The sequence below is a fragment of the Terrabacter aerolatus genome, from assembly GCF_007991735.1.
Lineage (GTDB): Bacteria > Actinomycetota > Actinomycetes > Actinomycetales > Dermatophilaceae > Terrabacter > Terrabacter aerolatus.
Map to the genome: position 1 here is coordinate 125889 of NZ_BJYX01000010.1, position 18871 is coordinate 144759.

The 18871-nt window shown below is 72.3% G+C and carries 19 protein-coding genes; 7 read left to right on the forward strand and 12 right to left on the reverse strand.

Annotation, left to right across the window (positions count from 1 at the left end; all coding sequences use genetic code 11):
• Positions 1-2 precede the first annotated feature (2 nt).
• Positions 3-881 carry a hypothetical protein gene (locus TAE01_RS11185; protein WP_147066401.1) on the reverse strand — a complete coding sequence of 293 codons (879 nt, stop codon included), beginning with the start codon at positions 879-881 and terminating at the stop codon, positions 3-5.
• An 86-nt stretch (positions 882-967) separates the two neighbouring features.
• Here TAE01_RS11185 and TAE01_RS11190 point away from each other — a divergent pair, with 86 nt between their 5' ends.
• Positions 968-1756 (forward strand): alpha/beta hydrolase-fold protein, encoded by a 789-nt coding sequence (locus TAE01_RS11190; protein ID WP_147066403.1) that lies wholly within the window; start codon positions 968-970, stop codon positions 1754-1756.
• A 32-nt stretch (positions 1757-1788) separates the two neighbouring features.
• On the opposite strand, the gene TAE01_RS11195 is transcribed toward TAE01_RS11190, so the two are convergent.
• Positions 1789-2667 (reverse strand): HpcH/HpaI aldolase/citrate lyase family protein, encoded by an 879-nt coding sequence (locus tag TAE01_RS11195; RefSeq protein ID WP_281289285.1) that lies wholly within the window; start codon positions 2665-2667, stop codon positions 1789-1791.
• A gap of 4 nt (positions 2668-2671) precedes the next feature.
• Positions 2672-3745: an HpcH/HpaI aldolase/citrate lyase family protein gene (locus TAE01_RS11200; protein WP_147066407.1), complete on the reverse strand. Its 1074-nt coding sequence runs from the start codon at positions 3743-3745 to the stop codon at positions 2672-2674.
• A gap of 89 nt (positions 3746-3834) precedes the next feature.
• On the opposite strand from TAE01_RS11200, the gene TAE01_RS20520 reads away from it, so the two are divergent.
• The 4 genes from TAE01_RS20520 to TAE01_RS11220 all read left to right on the forward strand — a co-directional run bounded on the left by TAE01_RS20520 (position 3835) and on the right by TAE01_RS11220 (position 7652).
• The gene (locus TAE01_RS20520; protein WP_186815157.1) at positions 3835-4518 is read left to right on the forward strand and encodes a hypothetical protein; all 684 of its coding nucleotides are present in this window, start codon (positions 3835-3837) and stop codon (positions 4516-4518) included.
• 17 nt (positions 4519-4535) lie between these two features.
• Positions 4536-5843 carry a magnesium transporter MgtE N-terminal domain-containing protein gene (locus tag TAE01_RS11210; RefSeq protein ID WP_147066409.1) on the forward strand — a complete coding sequence of 436 codons (1308 nt, stop codon included), beginning with the start codon at positions 4536-4538 and terminating at the stop codon, positions 5841-5843.
• Entirely contained in the window at positions 5840-6400 is a 561-nt protein-coding gene (locus TAE01_RS11215) for a DUF1003 domain-containing protein (RefSeq protein ID WP_147066411.1), read from the forward strand. The genes TAE01_RS11210 and TAE01_RS11215 overlap by 4 nt, the downstream gene beginning before the upstream one ends.
• A gap of 109 nt (positions 6401-6509) precedes the next feature.
• The gene (locus TAE01_RS11220) at positions 6510-7652 is read left to right on the forward strand and encodes an Mrp/NBP35 family ATP-binding protein (protein ID WP_147066413.1); all 1143 of its coding nucleotides are present in this window, start codon (positions 6510-6512) and stop codon (positions 7650-7652) included.
• Positions 7653-7699: 47 nt separating this feature from the next.
• Here TAE01_RS11220 and TAE01_RS11225 read toward each other — a convergent pair whose 3' ends face one another.
• From TAE01_RS11225 to TAE01_RS11255, 7 genes are all read right to left on the reverse strand, one after another.
• Positions 7700-9529: an ABC transporter ATP-binding protein gene (locus TAE01_RS11225; protein WP_147066415.1), complete on the reverse strand. Its 1830-nt coding sequence runs from the start codon at positions 9527-9529 to the stop codon at positions 7700-7702.
• Positions 9526-11373: an ABC transporter ATP-binding protein gene (locus tag TAE01_RS11230; RefSeq protein WP_246111286.1), complete on the reverse strand. Its 1848-nt coding sequence runs from the start codon at positions 11371-11373 to the stop codon at positions 9526-9528. The genes TAE01_RS11225 and TAE01_RS11230 overlap by 4 nt, the downstream gene beginning before the upstream one ends.
• A gap of 53 nt (positions 11374-11426) precedes the next feature.
• Positions 11427-11783: a Sec-independent protein translocase protein TatB gene (gene tatB, locus TAE01_RS11235; RefSeq protein ID WP_147066418.1), complete on the reverse strand. Its 357-nt coding sequence runs from the start codon at positions 11781-11783 to the stop codon at positions 11427-11429.
• Positions 11784-11838: 55 nt separating this feature from the next.
• Positions 11839-13398: a S1C family serine protease gene (locus TAE01_RS11240; RefSeq protein WP_147066420.1), complete on the reverse strand. Its 1560-nt coding sequence runs from the start codon at positions 13396-13398 to the stop codon at positions 11839-11841.
• On the reverse strand, positions 13395-14105 hold the full coding sequence (locus TAE01_RS11245; RefSeq protein WP_147066422.1) for an anti-sigma factor: 711 nt from the start codon (positions 14103-14105) through the stop codon (positions 13395-13397). The genes TAE01_RS11240 and TAE01_RS11245 overlap by 4 nt, the downstream gene beginning before the upstream one ends.
• A gap of 19 nt (positions 14106-14124) precedes the next feature.
• Entirely contained in the window at positions 14125-14772 is a 648-nt protein-coding gene (gene sigE / locus TAE01_RS11250) for an RNA polymerase sigma factor SigE (RefSeq protein ID WP_246111287.1), read from the reverse strand.
• A 154-nt stretch (positions 14773-14926) separates the two neighbouring features.
• Positions 14927-15385 (reverse strand): hypothetical protein, encoded by a 459-nt coding sequence (locus TAE01_RS11255; protein WP_147066425.1) that lies wholly within the window; start codon positions 15383-15385, stop codon positions 14927-14929.
• Between the two features lie 72 nt (positions 15386-15457).
• On the opposite strand from TAE01_RS11255, the gene TAE01_RS11260 reads away from it, so the two are divergent.
• Positions 15458-16081: an O-methyltransferase gene (locus TAE01_RS11260; protein ID WP_147066427.1), complete on the forward strand. Its 624-nt coding sequence runs from the start codon at positions 15458-15460 to the stop codon at positions 16079-16081.
• A gap of 132 nt (positions 16082-16213) precedes the next feature.
• Here TAE01_RS11260 and TAE01_RS11265 read toward each other — a convergent pair whose 3' ends face one another.
• Positions 16214-16387, reverse strand: coding sequence for a DUF3117 domain-containing protein (locus TAE01_RS11265; RefSeq protein ID WP_013493416.1), 174 nt, complete (start codon positions 16385-16387; stop codon positions 16214-16216).
• Between the two features lie 152 nt (positions 16388-16539).
• Here TAE01_RS11265 and TAE01_RS11270 point away from each other — a divergent pair, with 152 nt between their 5' ends.
• A complete protein-coding gene (locus TAE01_RS11270) occupies positions 16540-17352 on the forward strand; it encodes an enoyl-CoA hydratase/isomerase family protein (protein WP_147066429.1) in 813 nt (270 codons plus the stop codon).
• 217 nt (positions 17353-17569) lie between these two features.
• Here TAE01_RS11270 and TAE01_RS11275 read toward each other — a convergent pair whose 3' ends face one another.
• Positions 17570-18547 carry a hypothetical protein gene (locus TAE01_RS11275; RefSeq protein ID WP_147066431.1) on the reverse strand — a complete coding sequence of 326 codons (978 nt, stop codon included), beginning with the start codon at positions 18545-18547 and terminating at the stop codon, positions 17570-17572.
• Between the last annotated feature and the right edge of the window lie 324 nt (positions 18548-18871).

Below are 18871 nucleotides of genomic sequence, written 5' to 3' on the forward strand. Positions count from 1 at the left end.
GGTCAGGCGTGCTCCATCGTCGCGACCATGAACGCCTGCCAGGACTCGCGGCTCCCGGCGAGCTCGCCCGGTCCGCCGGCCTGCTCGAGGATGCTCGTGGTCGCGTCCCTCGTCGCGTCGTCGAAGTCACCGGTCAGGTCGACGTCGGTGCGGCCCCAGACGTGGCGGCACATGGCCTGCACGGCCCGGACCTGCGCGTCCGACCTGCGGATGAGGCGTGGCCGCTCGGGTCCGAAGCGGCCGATGTCGACGTGGACGTGGTTTAGGTGCGCATCGTCGAAGAGGTAGGTGAGCACGTCGGCGAACTCGTGGTGCAGTCCCGCCGCGGTGCGCCAGTACAGGGACAGCCGCCGCCGCAGCTCGCCCGCCGGAGCGTCCCGCCACTGGTCGTACCTCAGCGAGGTGAGGTCGCGGCCGCCGGAGCGGAGCCGTGCGAGGTCGATGGCCTCGCCGGAGCGGTGCCACGACCTGGACGACCCACGGACCCATGCCCCGTACGAGCTGATCTCGTCAGGCGCCTGGCCGATGTGCTTGCGGTGCAGGGCCGCCCACTGGTCGAGTCGAGCTCCGAACTGTTCGGTCACGTAGTAGGTGGAGGCCCGTCCGTCCACCTCGTAGACGTAGGACGCCGCGCCGATCCGGCGCCGGGCCTGGAGCTCGGAGAAGTCCACCGGTACCGGGTCGATCCGCAGCTCCGGCGGCGCCGGACCACCCAGCACGGGCAGCGGCGGGAGCGCGGGGAGACCGGGACCGCGCGACACGGCATACGCCCCTCCGGCGGTCACGGCACCCAGGGTCCCGAAGGCGCCCCACGAGAGCAGCCGACGCCGCGACAGCGAGGGGTGCTGCCCGTCCCCGTCGTCCCGCACGCCCCGGCTCATGACTGCTCCAACGCGCGAAGTCCGTCGACCGATCCCACCGTCGCGGAGGACCAGACCCGACCGACCGCCGCGGCTACGCTCCCGCCATGACCACCGACCGCGCCCCGTCGCGACGCTCGGTGCTGCTGGGCGCCGCCGTCGTCGCGGCCGCCCTCGTGCCGAACCTCGCGGGGTGCGCCGGCGCGGACGGGCCGGTCCTGACCGACGGCGTCCTCTCCGACCGCTTCGGTCTCGAGGCGCCGCACTGGCGGATGGCCGTGCCGCGCTCCGGACGCCCTCGCGGACTCGTCGTGGCGCTGCACGGGTTCGGCGGCTCGGCGGACGACGCCTTCCACCTCGGATTCGGCGACGCCGTCGAGAGCTCACGGATGGCGCTCGTCTCCGTCGACGGCCGTGACTCCTACTGGCACGCGCGGCGCGACGGCACCGACAGCGGCGCCATGGTCCGCGACGAGCTCATCCCCCTGGCGCTCGCCGGAGCAGGGCTGCCACCCTCTGCGCGGGTGACGCTCCTCGGGTGGTCGATGGGTGGCTTCGGCGCCCTGCTGCTGGCGAGCGATCTCGGCCGCTCCCGCGTCAGCGGTGTCGTGGCCGCGAGCGCCGCGCTGTGGCTCAAGGGCAGCCAGACGCCGGCGCGCGCCTACGACGACCGGGCCGACTTCGACGCGCACTCGATCTTCAACCGCATCGCCAGGCTCGAGGGCATCCCGGTCCGCCTCGACTGCGGCACCTCCGACCCCTTCATCGCAGCGAACCGCACCCTGGCCGGGCGGCTACCGGGATGTGAGGCCCACTTCACGCGCGGCGGTCACGACGACGCCTTCTGGAGCGGGAACGTCGCGACGGAGATGACGTGGGCGGCGGCGCACACCTGAGCCCTCTGGCTGGGGGGTGCGCCGGCCCGTGGTCACGACAGGCCGGCGATGGCCTCCGCCGTGGCCAGGACCTTCTGCGCCGTGTCGACGTGGAGGTTCTCGATGAGGCGCCCGTTCAGGGTGACGACGCCCTTGCCCTCTGCGTGCGCCGTCTCGAAGGCGGCGATCACCGCCCGCGCCTCCTCGACCTGCGCGGCGCTCGGGGCGAAGACCTCGTTGCACGGCTCGACCTGAGCGGGGTGGATCAACGTCTTGCCGTCGAACCCCCACTCACGCCCCTGCCGGGCCTCGGCGAGGAACCCGTCCGCGTCCTTGACGTCGTTGAAGACCCCGTCGACGATGGCGACGCCGGCGGCCCGGGCAGCGAGCAGCGCCAGCTGCAGGCTCGTCGCGATGGCCGCCCGGCCGGGGACGAAGCTCGCACCGAGCTCCTTGTAGAGGTCGTTGGTCCCGAGCACGAGGCAGGCGAGACGGTCGGACGCGCGGGCGATCTCCTCGGCGTGCAGGACCGCGACGGGCGTCTCGACCATCGCCCAGAGGCGCGTCCGCTCAGGCGCTCCGGCGTCCTCCATCGCGGCGACCAGACAACGCACCTCGTCCGCCGAGCCGACCTTCGGGACGACGATGGCGTCCGGACCTGCGGCGGCTGCGGCCGTGAGATCCGCCTCGTGCCACTCGGAGCCGAGGCCGTTGACGCGGATCGTCAGCTCCCGGCGGCCGTACTCACCGGATCGCACTGCGGCGCAGGCGTTCTCGCGTGCAGCTGCTTTGGCATCAGGGGCGACGGCGTCCTCGAGGTCGAGGATGAGCGCGTCGACGGGGAGCGTCTTCGCCTTCTCCAGCGCACGCTCGTTGGAGCTCGGCATGTAGAGCACCGAACGTCGCGGGCGGTATGCCGTCTGCTGCGTCACCGGGTCAGCCTTCCTGCGCGGCGGGCTCGACGGCATACAGCTCTGCGAGCGCGGGGTCGGTCTGCGACAGGCGCTCGGCGAGCTCGACGATGACGAGGCACTGCTTGAGGCTGGCGTCGTCCTCCATCTTGCCGTCGAGCATGACCGCGCCCGTGCCGTCGCCCATGGCGGCGACGACGCGCCGCGCGTGCGCGACGTCCTCGGCCGACGGGCTGAAGACGCGCTTGGCGATCTCGATCTGCACGGGGTGGAGCGACCACGTGCCGACGCACCCGAGGAGGAAGGCGTTGCGGAACTGGTCCTCGCAGGCGACGACGTCCTGGATGTCGCCGAACGGGCCGTAGTAGGGGTAGATCCCGTGCATCGCGCACGCGTCGACCATGCGGGCGATCGTGTAGTGCCACAGGTCCTGCTGCGCCGTGGCGCGCTCGCCCTGGACGTCCCCGTCGACGGGGTCGGTGCGCACGAGGTAGCCGGGGTGTCCCCCGCCGACCCGGGTGGTCTTCATCCGCCGGTCGGCCGCGAGGTCTGCCGGTCCGAGCGAGAGACCCTGCATGCGCGGCGACGCGCCGCAGATCTCCTCGACGTTGACCATGCCGCGTGCCGTCTCGAGGATCGCGTGCACGAGGATCGGCCGGGTCAGGCCTGCCTTGGCCTCGAGCTGGGCGAGAAGCCGGTCGACGTAGTGGATGTCCTCGGCGCCCTGCACCTTGGGCACCATGACGACGTCGAGCTTGTCGCCGATCTCGGTGACGAGGGTCGTCAGGTCGTCGAGCGCCCAAGGGCTGTCGAGGGCGTTGATGCGGGTCCACAGCTGGGTGTTCGCACCGAAGTCGGTGGCCTTGGCGATCTCGACGAGGCCGGCACGCGCCGCCTCCTTGCGGTCCGCCTTGACGGCGTCCTCGAGGTTGCCGAGCAGCACGTCGACGGTGCCGACCATGCCGGGCACCTTCGCGGCCATCTTGGGGTTGCTGGGGTCGAAGAAGTGGATGACCCGTGACGGGCGGGCCGGCACCTGCGTCAGGGGCGTCGGCGCCCCCACCGCGAGCGGGCGGAAGAAGTCCTTGGCGCTGCGCATGGCCGTCAACGTAGCAACGGCCGACCGGGCCGCGTTATGACGACGGTCACGCGTGCCACCGATGAGGGCGGGATCACTAGGGTGGCGGTGTGACCGAGCGCGCGACCGACCAGGTGCCCGAGCCCGTGTCGGAGCCTGCGGCCGCCACCGCGACCGGCCCCGCGCCCGGCACGGCGCCCAGCACCGCGGCCCTCCTCACCGAAGCGATGACGAAGTCCGGCCTGCTGTGGATCGAGGTCGAGGGCGACCGGACCTGGCCCGCCTGGCACGTCTGGGACGAGGGCGCCGCGCTCGTCGTCAGCGGCCCGGGCGAGCAGCCGCTGCCGTGGCTGCCCCCGGAGGTCCGGCTCGTGCTGCGCAGCAAGGACACCGGCGGGCGCCTGCTCACCGTCCGGGCGCACGTGCACGTCCTCGAGCCGGGCACGCCCGAGTGGGAGCGCGCGACCGGGCTGCTGCGCGCCTCACGGCTGAACTCGGTCGACGACTCCCTGACCCGCTGGGCGGCGGAGTGCACCGTCACCGCCCTCGTCCCCTTCGACAGCCCCGTCGAGTCGCCGGGAGCGTATGCCGCCGGTGACCACCGTGAGCCCCCCGCGCGGACCGCCGCGACGACCACCGCGTGGCGGCCGTGGCACTGGGGCGGGCGGGGCGAGGAGAAGGCCGCACGCAAGCGCGCCCGCGCCGAGGCCAAGGCCGCGAGGCGCGCCGCGAAGGAGCGGGCCAAGCTGCGCAAGAAGCGCCAGCGACGTGGCACCCGTCGGCGCGGACGATGACCCCATAACCTTGCCCCATGAGTGCGAGCACCCGCGTCTTCGTCGCGCGCCTGACCGGCCTGAGCGTCTTCGACCCGCTCGGTGACCAGGTCGGGCGGGTCCGCGACGTCGTGGTGATGTTCTCCGTCAGCCGTCCCCAGCCCAGGGTCATCGGGCTCGTCGTCGAGGTGCCCGGCCGGCGTCGCGTCTTCGTGCCGATGACACGCGTGACCTCGATCGATGCGGGCGCCGTCATCACGACCGGTCTGGTCAACATGCGCCGCTTCGAGCAGCGCACCAACGAGGTCCTCGTCGCCGCCGAGCTCTTCGACCGCACCGTGACGGTCACCGCTCCGGAGGCGGTCGAGGCCGGCTTCTCCGAGGCGCTCGTCGAGGACCTCGCGATCGAGCAGGGACCGCGCCGCGACTGGCTCGGTGTCAAGGTGTTCGTGCGTCAGGCCGCCACCGGTGTGTCGTCGGCCTCCAAGGCCATGTCGCGCCTCGCCCGCCGGCGCTCGGGCAAGACGATGCTCGTCGACATCCGGGACGTCGTGGGGTTGCACGAGCAGCTCGGCGCCCAGAGCGCCGAGCGGCTGCTCGAGACCTACGACGACCTCAAGGTCGCCGACCTCGCCGAGGTCATCCACGACCTCAACCCCAAGCGGCGTGCCGAGGTCGCCGCCGCGCTCGACGACGAGCGCCTCGCCGACGTCCTCGAGGAGCTGCCCGAGGACGACCAGGTCGAGATCCTCGCCGGCCTCGCCAACGCCCGGGCGGCCGACGTGCTCGAGGCGATGGAGCCCGACGACGCCGCCGACCTGCTCGCCGACCTGCCGCCCGAGCAGGCCGAGCAGCTGCTCCAGCTCATGGAGCCCGACGAGGCGGCTCCCCTGCGCCGGCTGCTCGCCTACGACGAGAACACCGCCGGCGGCATGATGACGACTGAGCCGGTCATCCTGGGCCCGGAGGCGACGATCGCCGAAGCCCTCGCGACCGTGCGCCGCGAGGAGCTCGCGCCCGCCCTCGCCTCGATGGTCTACGTCTGCCGTCCCCCGCTCGAGGCCCCGACCGGCCGCTACCTCGGGCTCGTGCACATCCAGCGGCTGCTCCGCGAGCCCCCGCACGCCGCGATCGGGTCGATCATCGACAAGGAGATCGAACCGGTGGGTGCGAGCGACTCGCTCGAGAAGGTGACCCGGACCCTCGCCACCTACAATCTCGTGTCCCTGCCTGTCGTCGACGACGACGGGCGGCTCATCGGTGCGGTGACGGTCGACGACGTGCTCGACCACATCCTGCCCGAGGACTGGCGTGAGGAACGGCACGAGATCGGGGTGGTGACATGAGCGAGCGCGCCGAGCGACGCACCCCGTCACGAGCGGTGCGGGGCGACAAGCTCGACCAGCCGCAGGAGCAGCGCGCCCGCGTCCTGCCGAGGATGACGTTCTCGCAGGAGGCCTTCGGCGTCCTCTCGGAGCAGTTCGCGCGACTCATGGGGACCGCGGGCTTCCTCATCGGCATGACGGTCTTCGTCGCCGCGTGGATCCTCTGGAACGTCGCGGCGCCCGCCGGCCTGCGCTTCGACGAGTTCCCGTTCATCTTCCTCACGCTCGCGCTGAGCCTCCAGGCGTCGTATGCCGCACCCCTCATCCTGCTCGCCCAGAACCGTCAGGCCGACCGCGACCGCGTCGCCCTCGAGCAGGACCGGGCGCGTGACGAGCGCAACCTCGCCGACACCGAGTTCCTCACGCGGGAGGTGGCCTCCCTGCGCATCGCCCTGCGTGAGCAGGCGACCCGTGACTTCGTGCGCTCCGAGCTGCGCAACCTCCTCGACGAGCTGGAGAGCCGCACGGCGGTCCGCGGCACGGACGACCCCACCGCTCCCCCGCAACACACCGAGTAGGGGTCGACCCACCGGTTCCGGACGCCGGTGTGTCACGGCCTCCTCGGTGTGTCGCGGTAGACAGCGGGCGTGGTCGGGGGGTCCGGCAGGGCGGCATACGATGGAGCACATGTCTGTCGTCGCACTGCCCAGCCGGGACGCCATGCTCACGGCGCTGTCGAAGGTCAACGACCCCGAGATCCGCAAGCCGATCACCGAGCTCGGCATGGTCAAGTCGGTCGAGATCGACGACGCCGGCAAGGTCGACCTCGCGATCTTCCTCACCGTCTCGGGCTGCCCCATGAAGGAGACCCTGACCAAGGACTCCAGCAACGCCCTCCTCGCGCTCGACGGCGTCACCTCGGTCGAGGTCGAGCTCGACGTCATGAGCGACGAGCAGCGCGCCGAGCTGCGCTCGCAGCTGCGCGGCGGCGCCCCGGAGAAGGAGATCCCCTTCGCCAAGCCCAACAGCCTCACGCGGGTGTATGCCGTCGCGTCCGGCAAGGGCGGCGTCGGCAAGTCGTCGGTGACGGTCAACCTCGCTGCCGCGATGGCCGAGCAGGGCCTGCGCGTGGGCGTCGTCGACGCCGACGTCTACGGGTTCTCGGTGCCGCGCATGCTCGGTGTCGAGCAGCGCCCGACGCAGGTCGACGACATGATCCTGCCGCCCATCAGCCACGACGTGAAGGTCATCTCGATCGGCATGTTCGTCCCGGGCAACCAGCCGGTCGTGTGGCGTGGCCCGATGCTGCACCGCGCGCTCCAGCAGTTCCTCGGCGACGTCTTCTGGGGCGACCTCGACGTGCTGCTGCTCGACCTGCCGCCGGGCACCGGTGACATCGCGATCTCGGTCGCCCAGCTCATCCCCACGGCGGAGATCCTCGTCGTCACGACGCCCCAGCAGGCTGCGGCCGAGGTGGCCGAGCGGGCCGGGTCCATCGCCCTGCAGACGCACCAGCGCGTCGTCGGCGTCATCGAGAACATGAGCTGGCTCGAGCTGCCCGACGGCACCCGCCAGGAGATCTTCGGCTCCGGTGGCGGCCAGGCCGTCGCGGACTCGCTGACCCGGAGCATCGGCTCGCCGGTCGAGCTCCTCGGACAGATCCCGCTCGACACGCGCCTGCGCGAGGGCGGCGACACCGGCACCCCGGTGGTGCTCGGTGACCCCGACACCGCGGCCGCCGTGGCGCTGCGTGGCATCGCGCGCAGCCTCGGTTCGCGTGCTCGCGGCCTCGCCGGCCGCTCGCTCGGCCTCACGCCCGCCGGCCGCTGACCTGCGCGGGGGCCGCCCGAGGGCGTCCCCCGCCTCTGCCGCTCTGGTCAGGCGAGGGAGTCGACCCAGGCCTGGTGCAGGTCGGAGTAGCGGCCGTCGCCGGAGGCGACGAGGTCGCTCGGCGTCCCGTCCTCGACGATGCGACCGTGCTCGAGCACGAGGACCCGGTCGGCGTTCTCCACGGTCGAGAGCCGGTGCGCGATGACGACGGCGGTGCGCCCGGCGAGGATGGTCCCGAGCGCCTGCTGCACCAGCCGCTCCGACGGGATGTCGAGCGATGACGTCGCCTCGTCGAGGATGAGCACTGCGGGGTCGGCCAAAAAGGCGCGGGCGAACGCGACGAGCTGCCGCTGCCCCGCGCTCAGCAGGCCGCCACGGTTGGACACCGGGGTGGCATACCCCTGCGGCAGTGCCTCGATGAACTCGTGGGCGCCGAGCGAGCGCGCGGCGGCCTCGACCTGCTCGTCGCTGGCGTCGGGGCGCCCAAACCGGATGTTGTCGGCGATCGTGCCGCTGAAGAGGTAGTTCTCCTGCGTCACCATGACGACGGCCCGGTGCAGGTCCTCGGGGGCGAGACTCCTCAGGTCGATGCCGTCGAGCAGCACGGCGCCGTCCGTCGGGTCGTAGAAGCGCGTCGCCAGCTTGGCGATCGTGGTCTTGCCGGCGCCCGTCGTGCCGACGAGCGCCACCGTCTGCCCGGCCGGCACCGTGAGGTCGAGGCCGGGGAGCACGACCGAGCCCTCGACGTAGGCGAACCGGACGGCGTCGAACCGCACTTCGCCGCGCGGGTCGAGGAGCGGCACCGGGTCGGTGGGCGCCGGCACGTCGGGCACCTCCTCGAGCACACCGGACAGCTTCTCGAGGGCCGCGGAGGCGGACTGGAAGGTGTTGTAGAACTGCGAGATCTCCATCATCGGCTCGAAGAACTGGCGCAGGTAGAGCAGGAAGGCCGCCAGCACGCCGACGGTGACCTCACCGTGATAGGCGAGGTAGCCGCCGTAGAGCAGGACCGCGGCGATCGTGACGTTGCCGATGAGGCGGATGCCCGGCATGAACCAGGCGACGAGGCGGAAGGCGACGAGGTTGGCCCGGCGGTACTCGTCGTTGACGTCGTCGAAGATCGCCTGGTTGCGCGGCTCGCGGCGGAAGGCCTGCACGGCCCGGATGCCGTTCATCGACTCGACGAAGTGGACGATGACGAGCGCGACCTTCTCGCGCGTGGCCCGGTAGCTGCGGGCCGACTCCTTGCGGAACCAGTTGGTGAGCAGGACGAGAGCAGGCCCGCAGAGGAGGGCGACGACGCCGAGCTTGACGTCGAGCACGAGCAGCAGCACGGAGGTGCCGACGAGGGTCAGGGCTGCCGTGACGAGGCCGTCGAAGCCGCTCTCGAGCATCTCGTAGATGGCGTCGACGTCGGAGGTCTGGCGGGAGATGACGCGACCCGAGGTGTACCGGTCGTGGAAGGCCGGGCTGAGCACCTGGAAGTGCCGGAAGACGCGCCGCCGGATCGACAGGAGGATGTCCTGGCCCATGACGCCGGACCGGACGAGGAAGAGGTTGCGCGCGATGGCCTGGGTCACCGTGGCCACGAGCACGAGACCGACGACGAGCAGCAGCGGCTCGAGGTCGCCGGACGCCCGGATCGGCGGGATGCCGGTGTCGATGCCCTCCTTGACGAGGTAGGGGATGGACAGCCGGGCGGCGTTCTCGACGACGACCACGACCATGAGCCACCACAGCGCTCGTCGCCACGGGCGCAGCAGCTCGCGCAGGAGCCGTCTGGAGCGGCCGGCGAGGCGGGTCGACGTCTCGGCCGTCAGCTCGCCCTCGATGTCGTCCGACGCGACACCGCGCCACTGCTGGGTCGAGGTGCTCATGCGCGGGCCCCTTCGTTCGTGGGGGCTCCGGAGGCACCGGCGGTGCGACCGGCCGCACGGGGAGCTGCGGTCGGCGCGTCAGGATCGGCCGGCGGCACCGGGTCGGCCGCGAGCAGGTCGCGGTAGGCCGGGACGGTCTCGAGCAGCTCCCGGTGGGTGCCGACGTGGGTGATGGTGCCGTGCTCGAGCAGGGCGACCCGGTCGGCGAGCAGCACCGTCGAGGCCCGGTGTGCGACGACGAGGCCGGTGGTCTCGGACAGCACGTTGGACAGGGCCTCCTCGACGAGCTTCTCGGTGTGCACGTCGAGCGCCGACAGGGTGTCGTCGAGCACGAGCACCGCGGGTTGCGCCAGGACGGCCCTGGCCAGGGCCAGGCGCTGACGCTGCCCACCGGACAACGAGAGCCCCTGCTCCCCGATGCGGGTGTCCAGACCCCACGGCAGGTCGTGGACGAAGCCCGCCTGCGCGATCTCGAGCGCGGCGAGCACGTCGTCCTCGTCGGCATCGGACCGGCCGAGGGTGACGTTCTCTCGGGCGCTCATCGAGAAGAGCGTCGGCTCCTCGAAGGCCGTGGCGACGAGGCTGCGCAGGACCGCGAGGTCGAGGTCGCGCACGTCGACGCCGTCGATGGTGACCCGGCCGCCCGTGACGTCGAACAGACGCGGCACGAGGGCGGTCAGGGCGGTCTTGCCGGAGCCGGTGGCGCCGACGAGGGCGAGCGTCTGCCCCGGCGCCACGTCGAGGTTGACGTCACGCAGCACCGGCTGGTCCGGGTCGTCGGGGAAGGCGAAGTGGACGTGCTCGAAGCGCAGGTGCCCGCGCGGGCTCCGCACCCGCTGGTCACCGGCGACGATGTCGGGCTCGGTGTCGAAGATCTCGAGGACGCGCGCGGCCGCCGTCATGGCCTCCTGCGCCATCGCGAGGATGACCCCCAGCGAGGAGACCGGCCACACGAGCGAGAGCAGGAGGGTGATGAAGGCGACGAGCTCCCCCGGTGTCAGGGCGCCCCGACCGACACCGATGGCGCCGAGCAGGAGCACGACGACGACGGCGAGGTTGGGGATGACCTCGAGGAAGGTCCAGAACTTCGCCGAGAGCCGCACCTTGTCGAGACTCGTCGCCCGCAGCTCGAGCGCCGCCTCGTCGTAGCGGCGGGCCATGTGGTCGCTGCGGCCGAACGACTTGATGACCCGGATGCCGACGGCGCCCTCCTCGGCCTGGGTCGCGAGGTCGCCCTGCTGGTCCTGGACCCGCCGCGACACGACGACGTAGGCCTTCTCGAACCGCATCGAGAGCCAGACGATCGGCGCTGCCGTCGCGGCCACGACGAGGCCGAGCGGCCAGTACATCGTCAGGAGCACGATCGTGACGACGACGACCTGCAGGATGTTGACGACGAGGAAGAGCAGCCCGAAGCCGCTGAACCGCCGGATCGCCGACAGGTCGGTGGTGACGCGCGAGAGCAGCTGCCCGGACTGCCACCGGGAGTGGAAGCTCATGGGCAGGGCCTGCAGCCGCTCGTAGAGGTCGCGGCGCAGGTCCGTCTCGAGCCCGAGCACGGCGTTGGACTGCACCCACCGGCGCACGAAGATCAGCACGGCCTCGAGCACCCCGAGCGCCAGGGCCAGCAGGCCGAGCGGCAGGACCGGGGCCAGCTCGTGCCGCGTGATCGGCCCGTCGATGATGGCACGGGTGACGAGCGGGATGGCGATCGTCAGCCCGACTCCCGCGAGGGAGACGGCGAACATGACGACGAGGGACCACCGGTGGGGCCGGAGGTAGCCGCGAAGGCGCCACAGCGACCGGACGGAGGCGGGCGGGTGCGAAGTCGGGTCAGCAGGCATCAAGGAGTGACGATAACCCCGTCGTCCGACAATGATGCCTCTGGGTCAGAGATTCAGGTCGCTTCGCTGTCCCAGGGGGTCGGCACCGACGGGTCGTGGCCGCGCGGGGTGCTCACCGGCTTGTCCACCGCGGGGTTCGGCTCGAGGTCCTCCTCGGGCGGGGACGAGAGGGCGTCGCGGACGATCTTGCGCGGGTCGTACTGGCGCGGGTCGTAGGCCCGCCAGTCGACGTCGGAGAACTCCGGGCCCATCTCGTCCTTGAGCTGCTGCTTGGCCCGATCGGCCATGCCGCGTGCCTGGCGGACGAACTTGCCGAACTTCGCGGCGTACTCGGGCAGACGCTCCGGACCCAGGATGAGGATCGCGAGCACACCCAGCAGGAGCAGCTCCCACCCGTTGATGTCGAACACAGTCCCTCGCTTCCACGCGTACCGGCTGCGCCATCCTACGGTGGCGCGTCCAGGGCTACTTGGCCGGATCGGCCTCGAGGGTCATCCGCAGGTCGAGCTCCTGGCCGTCGCGCTGCACCTTGAGGCTCACGGTGTCGCCGACGGCCCGCGCGCGGATCGAGACGATGAGCTGGTCCGGGGTCCGGATGCGCTTGCCCTCGAACCCGATGATGACGTCCCCGGGCTTGACCCCGGCCTTGGCGGCCGGACCTCCGGCGCTGACGGCGCCGGCCTTGTCGTCGACCTGGGCGCCCTCCCCCGTGAAGGTGCGGTCGAGGCTGACGCCGATGATCGGGTGGGTGGCCTTGCCGGTGGCGATGAGCTGGTCGGCGGTGCGCCGGGCCTGGTCGCTCGGGATCGCGAAGCCGAGCCCGATGCTGCCACCGGTCGAGCCGCTCGTTCCCGGCACCCGGGCGATGGCGCTGTTGACGCCGATGACCTTGCCGGTCATGTCGAGCAGCGGGCCACCGGAGTTGCCGGGGTTGATGGCCGCGTCGGTCTGGATGGCGTTGATGTACGAGGCCTCGCCGGGGTCGCCCGGCTGCACGGGCCGGTTCAGGGCGCTGACGATGCCCGTCGTCACGGTCTGGTCCAGACCGAGGGGCGCACCGACCGCGATGACCTGGTCGCCGACGACGACCTTGTCGGACGGCCCGAGCGTCAGGGGTTTGAGGTCGGTCCGGCCGATCTTGAGCACGGCGAGGTCGTAGCTCGAGTCGCGACCGACGATCGTGGCCTTCTCCGTGTCGCCGTTGCTGAGCACGACCTCGATGTCACCGTTGACGCCCGGCTCGACGACGTGGTTGTTGGTGAGCACGTGACCCAAGGCGTCGAGCACGAAGCCGGAGCCGGTCGCCGAGCCCTCGCTGCCGCCGTCGACCTTGATCGTGACGACGCTGGGCAGGGCGTTGGCCGCGATGTTGGCGACCGACCCGACGGGTCGCTGCGTCGCGCCCGGACCGGGCTCGGGAAGGGTCGAGCCGCCGACGGTGAGGCCGCCGTCGACGAGCTGGCTGACGACGCCGCCGACGACGCCCGAGAGCAGGCACAGGGCGACGACCCCCGCCGCCAGTCGGCCGCGGCCGCGTCGCCGTGACGCCGGGTCCTCGGCCTGGGCGACGCCCCCGGGAGCGACGGTCGCCGGTTCGCCGCCGGGCGCCGCCGGCACGGGGCCGAGGTATGCCGGGTGCTGGGCACTGCTGTGCGCGCTCGCGACGGGCGGGGCCGGGTCGGCGGCAGGCGCGGGGCCGGGCGGCGCGTAGGCGGAGCGGTGCACCTCCTCGGCGCGGGCATCGGCGCGGTCGCTGCCCCACGAGGAGTCGGCGCGCACCGGGACGCCGGCACCCTCGGTGGGGTGCTCGCCCCCGAAGACGTCGAACCACGCATCGTCACCGGACGACTGAGGACCGGTGGACGGGATGGCGCGGGTGTCGCTGAGGTCGATGATGCCGGTGCGGTCCGGGACCCCAGCCGGAGGCACCGGTCCGGCGCCGGCCGACGTCGCCTGTCCGGGCGCAGCCGGCGGCTCGGGGGCTGCCGTGGGGTCGGGGCCCGGCGTCGTCGGCTCGTCGTTCATGGACCCGATTGTGCCGAACGCACGTTGATGACCCGCGCGGGGGCCACGACCCCGTTCACGGTGCCGAGCGCCCGCGTCGAGGCAGGCGTGGTCACGACCCAGTAGGGCACGTTGTCGGAGCCGAGATCGCGGGTGGACCGGGAGTCACGCGTCACCGGGGCGACCCGGTCGCCGGGCAGCACGGAACCGCCGAAGTTCACGGCGGTGACGGAGCTGTCTCCGAAGCTGGCGACCGGACCGCGGACCGACGGGACGCGTGAACCGGGCACCGGGGCGATGGCGAGGCCCCAGGCCGCCGCGACGGACGCCCCGGCGGCGATCGAGGCCACGACCGCTGCGCGCATGGGCGAGCGGTGCAGGGCGGGAGCCGTCGGTCGCACGGTGGGCACGGGGTCGTAGGACGGGGCGGACGGCATACGCAGACCCGGAGGCGGCAGCGGGATGCGCGGCGCCCTGGTGTCCCGCACGGGAGCGGGAGCGGGCTGCGGCTCACCCGAGGGCGCCGCGCCCAGGCCCATGAGGGAGGTCCGCAGGCTCATCGGCACGCCGGTGTCGGAGCGCAGGGCAGCCACGATGCGCCGCTCCTGGTCGGCCGCCGCCCGGCAGACGGTGCAGCAGACGAGGTGCTTGTCGTAGAGGTGCAGCATCGCCGGCGGCAGGGCGCGGTCGACGTAGGCGCGGACGTATCCCTTGAGGTGCGGCGTCACGACATCACCTCCGGGCGCATCAGCGTGAGCTCGCCGCGACTCGGCGGCCGGGAAGGCGCAGGCCGGCGCGCGCGGCCCGCGACTCGGGCTTGGCCGGACGGGCCGCAGCGGCGACCTCGGGTGCGCGGTGGGCGAGCGCCTCACGCAGCTGGGCACGGCCACGGTGGATGCGCGAGCGGACGGTGCCGAGCTTGACGCCGAGGGTCGCGCTGATCTCCTCGTAGGACAGGCCCTCGATGTCGCACAGGACGACCGCGGCGCGGAACTCCGGCGCCAGGGCGTCGAGCGCACGCTGCACGTCGTCGTCGAAACGGGCGTCGTGGTAGGTCTGCTCGGGACCCTTCTCGAAGCTCGGGAGGCGGCCTGCGGCGTCGTCCGGGAGCGAGTCGAAGCGGATCCGCTGCTTGCGGCGCATCTTGTCGAGGAAGACGTTCGTCGTGATGCGGTGGAGCCAGCCCTCGAAGGTGCCCGGCTGGTAGGAGTGCAGTGACCGGAAGACCCGCACGAAGACGTCGTGGGTCAGGTCCTCGGCGTCGTGCGGGTTGCCCGTGAGGCGGTACGCCAGGCGGTAGACGCGCGCCGAGTGCTGCTCGACGATCTCCTCCCAGGTGGGAGGAGTCCACGTCGAGTCGGCCTGCTCCACCGAGGTGGGAGAGGTGGACGTCACGCTGGTGCTCACAGGGGGCCGGGCCTTTCAGGCTGAGGGTTCAACGACAAGAACGCCGTCTGTCCGTCTTTCGTTCCCACCGATGGTCTCGGATGGGCCTGTCCCGTCGCCAGCCGGAACCTGTGGTTTCGCTGTGGAGGGGCCAGGTCGGGCGTCACGGGGCCTGCTCGCTCCCGTCGTGCGGCACCGCCTCGTGGTGGGGGCGCCCGTGCGTGCGGCGGTCCTCCTTCATCTCCGCCTCGAAGAGGTGTCGGCGCCCACCGACGAGGTCGTCGCGCGCCGCGGCCTCGAGGTGCTTGAAGGTGGCGTAGTAGTCGTCGTCGTACTCCTCGACGATCTGGAAGGTCCACCGTCCCTGGACGACGTTGCGTCCGACGAGCTCGGTCTGCAGCCGGTCGGCCAGCTCGCCGTGCCCGGCCTCGCGGAACAGGTCGACCGCCTCGCCGAGGGTGAGGTCGGCCATGCCGGAGAGGCGGTGGAAGCCGTACAGGTGGCCACGCGCGTCCTCGACGACCTCGAGGGCCTCGGAGAGCTTGCCGAGGGCCTCCACCGTCGCGTCGTCGACGCCCTTCGGACGCCGGTGCTCGCGGGTCGGTCGGTCCTTGTCGTCCATGACCCACTCCTTACCCTCTCGGGGACGACGGCGTGCCGAGTGCGCCCGGTTCGTCACAGTAGGGTGACGAACATGAGCAGTCAGAAGGTCGCGGCGTGGTCGCACGCCGAGGAGTTCGTCACCCCGACCGAGCACGTCGACGAGGCCACCCACCGCGGTGAGGAGCTCGGCGCGCCGGCCGTCGGCAACGGGGTCGGCGCCGTCCTGCAGATGCTCGCCGCCGCCACCGGCGCCAAGGCCGTCATGGAGATCGGCACCGGAGCGGGGGCCTCCGGGCTCTGGCTGCTCGGTGGCATGCCCGCCGACGGCATCCTCACGACGATCGACCTCGAGACCGAGCACCAGCGAGCGGCCCGCGACGCCTTCGCCGCCGCCGGCATCGCCCACCAGCGCACCCGGGTCATCGCCGGACGTGCCCTCGAGGTGCTCCCCCGCATGACCGACGGCGCCTACGACCTCGTCGTCGTCGACGCCGACAAGGAGGAGTACCCCGACTACCTCGCCCAGGCCACGCGCCTGCTCCGTCGGGGCGGCACCCTCGTCATGACGTGGTCCGACAGGGAGTCCGACCCGGCCAGCCGCGACGCCGAGACCCGCACGCTGCGCGCGGTCGGCCGCTCCATCCGCGACCACGACGAGTTCACCGTGTCGCTGCTCCCGGTGGGCGAGGGCCTGCTCGTCGCCGTCAAGCGCTGACCACGTATGCCGGGTGGCCGGCCACCCGGCATACGTGGGCTCGTCCTGTGGTTCGGTCCGAGGCCCGTCCGGGTAGCGAGACGGCCCCCGACCGTGAGGTCAGGGGCCGTCGAACCTGGATCAGGCGAAGGGTCAGTTGACGCCGTCACAACCCTGGATCGCGTCACGCAGAGCTGCAGCCTCGTCGGGGGTCATCTCGACGACGAGCCGGCCGCCGCCCTCAAGGGGCATACGCAGCACGATGCCGCGACCCTCCTTGACGACCTCGAGCGGGCCATCGCCGGTCCTCGGCTTCATTGCTGCCATGGTTCCCCTTCCCTAGGAATCCTCGGTCTTTGGCACCATTATTCCGTGTCTCGTTTGCGAGACCTAATTGGGGATGTGAGAGACGGCACGTCGGGGCGACGACGGGCCTGCCGCGCTTCCGCCCCGGGACGGATTGGGACAGAGTGACCGCCATGACGCAGACGCCTGACTCCGCCTCCACCGCCCCTCTGCTCGTCGAGGTCGTCGACGGCATCGCCTGGCTCCGGCTCAACCGTCCCGAGGCGATGAACAGCCTCGACGACGCGCTCAAGGACGCCCTCCTCACGGCCCTGCGCGAGGTCGGGGTCGACCCGGCGGTCCGCTGCGTCGTGCTCACCGGCACCGGGCGCGCCTTCTGCGTCGGCCAGGACCTCAAGGAGCACGTGCGCAGCCTCGGCGACCCGGACTCGACGCTCGAGACGACGGTCACCGACCACTACAACCCCATCGTCATCGCGCTCTCGACGATGAACAAGCCGGTCGTCGCGGCCCTCAACGGCGTCGCGGCCGGGGCCGGCATGAGCTTCGCGCTCGCCTGCGACTTCCGGGTCGCGTCGGAGCAGGCCGGGCTCAACACCTCGTTCGCGGGCATCGCCCTCTCGTGCGACTCCGGCGCGTCGTGGACGCTGCCGAGGCTCGTCGGTCCGGCCCGCGCCAAGGAGCTGCTGCTGCTCCCCCGCACGGTGTCGGCGGCCGAGGCGCTGGGCCTGGGGCTCGTGACGACGGTCGTGCCGGCCGACGAGCTCGAGGCGGCCGTCACCGAGCTGGCCCGCACGCTGGCCGACGGCCCGACGCTCGCCTACGGCTCGATCCGGCGCGCCGTGGCCTACTCCGCGGGCGCCGACCTGCCGGCGGCGCTCGCGCACGAGGCGGAGCTCATGGCGCTGACGGGTCGCAGCAGCGACCACCGGGCTGCCGTCGACGCGTTCCTGGCCAAGGAGAAGCCCACCTACACCGGCGCCTGACCCGCCCAGCCGCGTCGACGAACGGGCCGCGCAGGCAGCCGCTTCGCGACGCCAGCGGCACCGTGGCCACAACCGGTGGGGCAGCTGCGGCCCGGCTGCGGATCCAAGCCGGGCGTGGTCCTTCTCGGATGCCTGATGATCCTGCGGAAGGTGGTTTCCGGGCACCACCGGTTGCAGGACGATCCGGCGGACCATCGGGACGGACCGCGCCGCGCGGTCAGCCGGTGGGCTGCATCGGCAGAGGTGACGTGGGACGTGGGACGACTCTCACGGAAGCGCGCCTGCCGGAGCGCCGCGCCGAGTCGTGGGCGCGCTCGAGCCGTCGCAGCTGGGCGCCCGGGTCACGAGCCAGCGCAGCGGGGGTGACCCCACCACGACGACGCGCGCCGCCGACAGGTCCGAGCCCTGCTCCACCGTGGTGTCCCTCGAGTCCGTCGGCGTGGAACTCCCGTGACTGCACGAGGACTGCCATCCCGACGTCGTCGAACCAGGCGTCGGGCGAGGTGAGCTTCTCGCCGGTGGGGCCGGTCAGCACCTGATTGGCCAGCGGGGTCGGGAGGCGGGGTGACGTGCGGATCAGGGCGAGCAGATCGGACTCGGGCACCGACCAAGCGCCCGCCGCCACCTCGGCGAGGATGCGCCGCAGTCGCACGGACCCGGACCGGCCGCGGGCGTCGACCCGGTGCTCGAGGTCGTCGAGCCGAACGAGTCGAGGCTGCACTGCCTCGATCACCAGGGCACGCGCCTGACGCTCGGCGGGCGCCTCTGCAGCCGCGTCGACGACGGCTCGCGCCAGGCAGCCGATGCGCATCCCGTCGCGGTCGACGACGGGCTCACCGGTCAAGGTCGTGCTCCTGAGCTCGACCCAGGCGATGCGGCGCGAGCGCCTCGGCGCCGGCACGAGCACCCTGATGGGTGCCCCGACCGAGCACGACCTCAGGCCGTGCAGGGCTGCCGCAGTGGTGCCTGCCAGCCAGGCTCCGTCGCCCCCGGCGAGCTGTGCGGCCACGAGGCGTTGCCGCTCGGACGGCAGACCGGTCTGCAGCGCGTAGACCCCCGGGAGCAGCAGCCGCCAGTCACGACCGACCCGCCACCGCAGCGCGTCACGCGTGACGCCGGCCTCGAGCAGCTGGCGACGGGTGACGACGCCGTGCTGCGACCGCGCGAGCACGAGCAGTTCGGGCGAGAGGTGCATGTTCCCGCATGTTCCCACCCTCCTCACCCGCCGCTCACGCGGCGCCGACGACGGTGCCGGCTGTGGACCGATGCACGCGACGCCGCAGGGGTGTGGATCGTCCGCTGGGGGCCCACGAAGAGCCCTCCGGCTCCTGGCCAGCCTCGTCGTCCTGCGTCGGATGGGGTCCTGACGCACCCGGAGGCAGGACGATCCCGCGGATGAGTCGGCGGTGCACGCCCCGGACGCCGATGGTGCCGGTCAGGTCAGGTCAGGTCAGGTCAGGTCAGGTCAGGTCAGGTCAGGTCAGGTCAGGTCAGGTCAGGTCAGGTCAGGTCAGGTCAG

Coding starts and splice junctions, on each gene's coding strand:
- TAE01_RS11185 (WP_147066401.1), bottom strand. CDS start 881: ATGAGCCGGGGCGTGCGGGACGACGGGGACGGGCAGCACCCCTCGCTG.
- TAE01_RS11190 (WP_147066403.1), top strand. CDS start 968: ATGACCACCGACCGCGCCCCGTCGCGACGCTCGGTGCTGCTGGGCGCC.
- TAE01_RS11200 (WP_147066407.1), bottom strand. CDS start 3,745: ATGCGCAGCGCCAAGGACTTCTTCCGCCCGCTCGCGGTGGGGGCGCCG.
- TAE01_RS11210 (WP_147066409.1), top strand. CDS start 4,536: ATGAGTGCGAGCACCCGCGTCTTCGTCGCGCGCCTGACCGGCCTGAGC.
- TAE01_RS11215 (WP_147066411.1), top strand. CDS start 5,840: ATGAGCGAGCGCGCCGAGCGACGCACCCCGTCACGAGCGGTGCGGGGC.
- TAE01_RS11220 (WP_147066413.1), top strand. CDS start 6,510: ATGTCTGTCGTCGCACTGCCCAGCCGGGACGCCATGCTCACGGCGCTG.
- TAE01_RS11225 (WP_147066415.1), bottom strand. CDS start 9,529: ATGAGCACCTCGACCCAGCAGTGGCGCGGTGTCGCGTCGGACGACATC.
- TAE01_RS11230 (WP_246111286.1), bottom strand. CDS start 11,373: ATGCCTGCTGACCCGACTTCGCACCCGCCCGCCTCCGTCCGGTCGCTG.
- TAE01_RS11240 (WP_147066420.1), bottom strand. CDS start 13,398: ATGAACGACGAGCCGACGACGCCGGGCCCCGACCCCACGGCAGCCCCC.
- TAE01_RS11255 (WP_147066425.1), bottom strand. CDS start 15,385: ATGGACGACAAGGACCGACCGACCCGCGAGCACCGGCGTCCGAAGGGC.
- TAE01_RS11260 (WP_147066427.1), top strand. CDS start 15,458: ATGAGCAGTCAGAAGGTCGCGGCGTGGTCGCACGCCGAGGAGTTCGTC.
- TAE01_RS11265 (WP_013493416.1), bottom strand. CDS start 16,387: ATGGCAGCAATGAAGCCGAGGACCGGCGATGGCCCGCTCGAGGTCGTC.
- TAE01_RS11270 (WP_147066429.1), top strand. CDS start 16,540: ATGACGCAGACGCCTGACTCCGCCTCCACCGCCCCTCTGCTCGTCGAG.
- TAE01_RS11275 (WP_147066431.1), bottom strand. CDS start 18,547: ATGCACCTCTCGCCCGAACTGCTCGTGCTCGCGCGGTCGCAGCACGGC.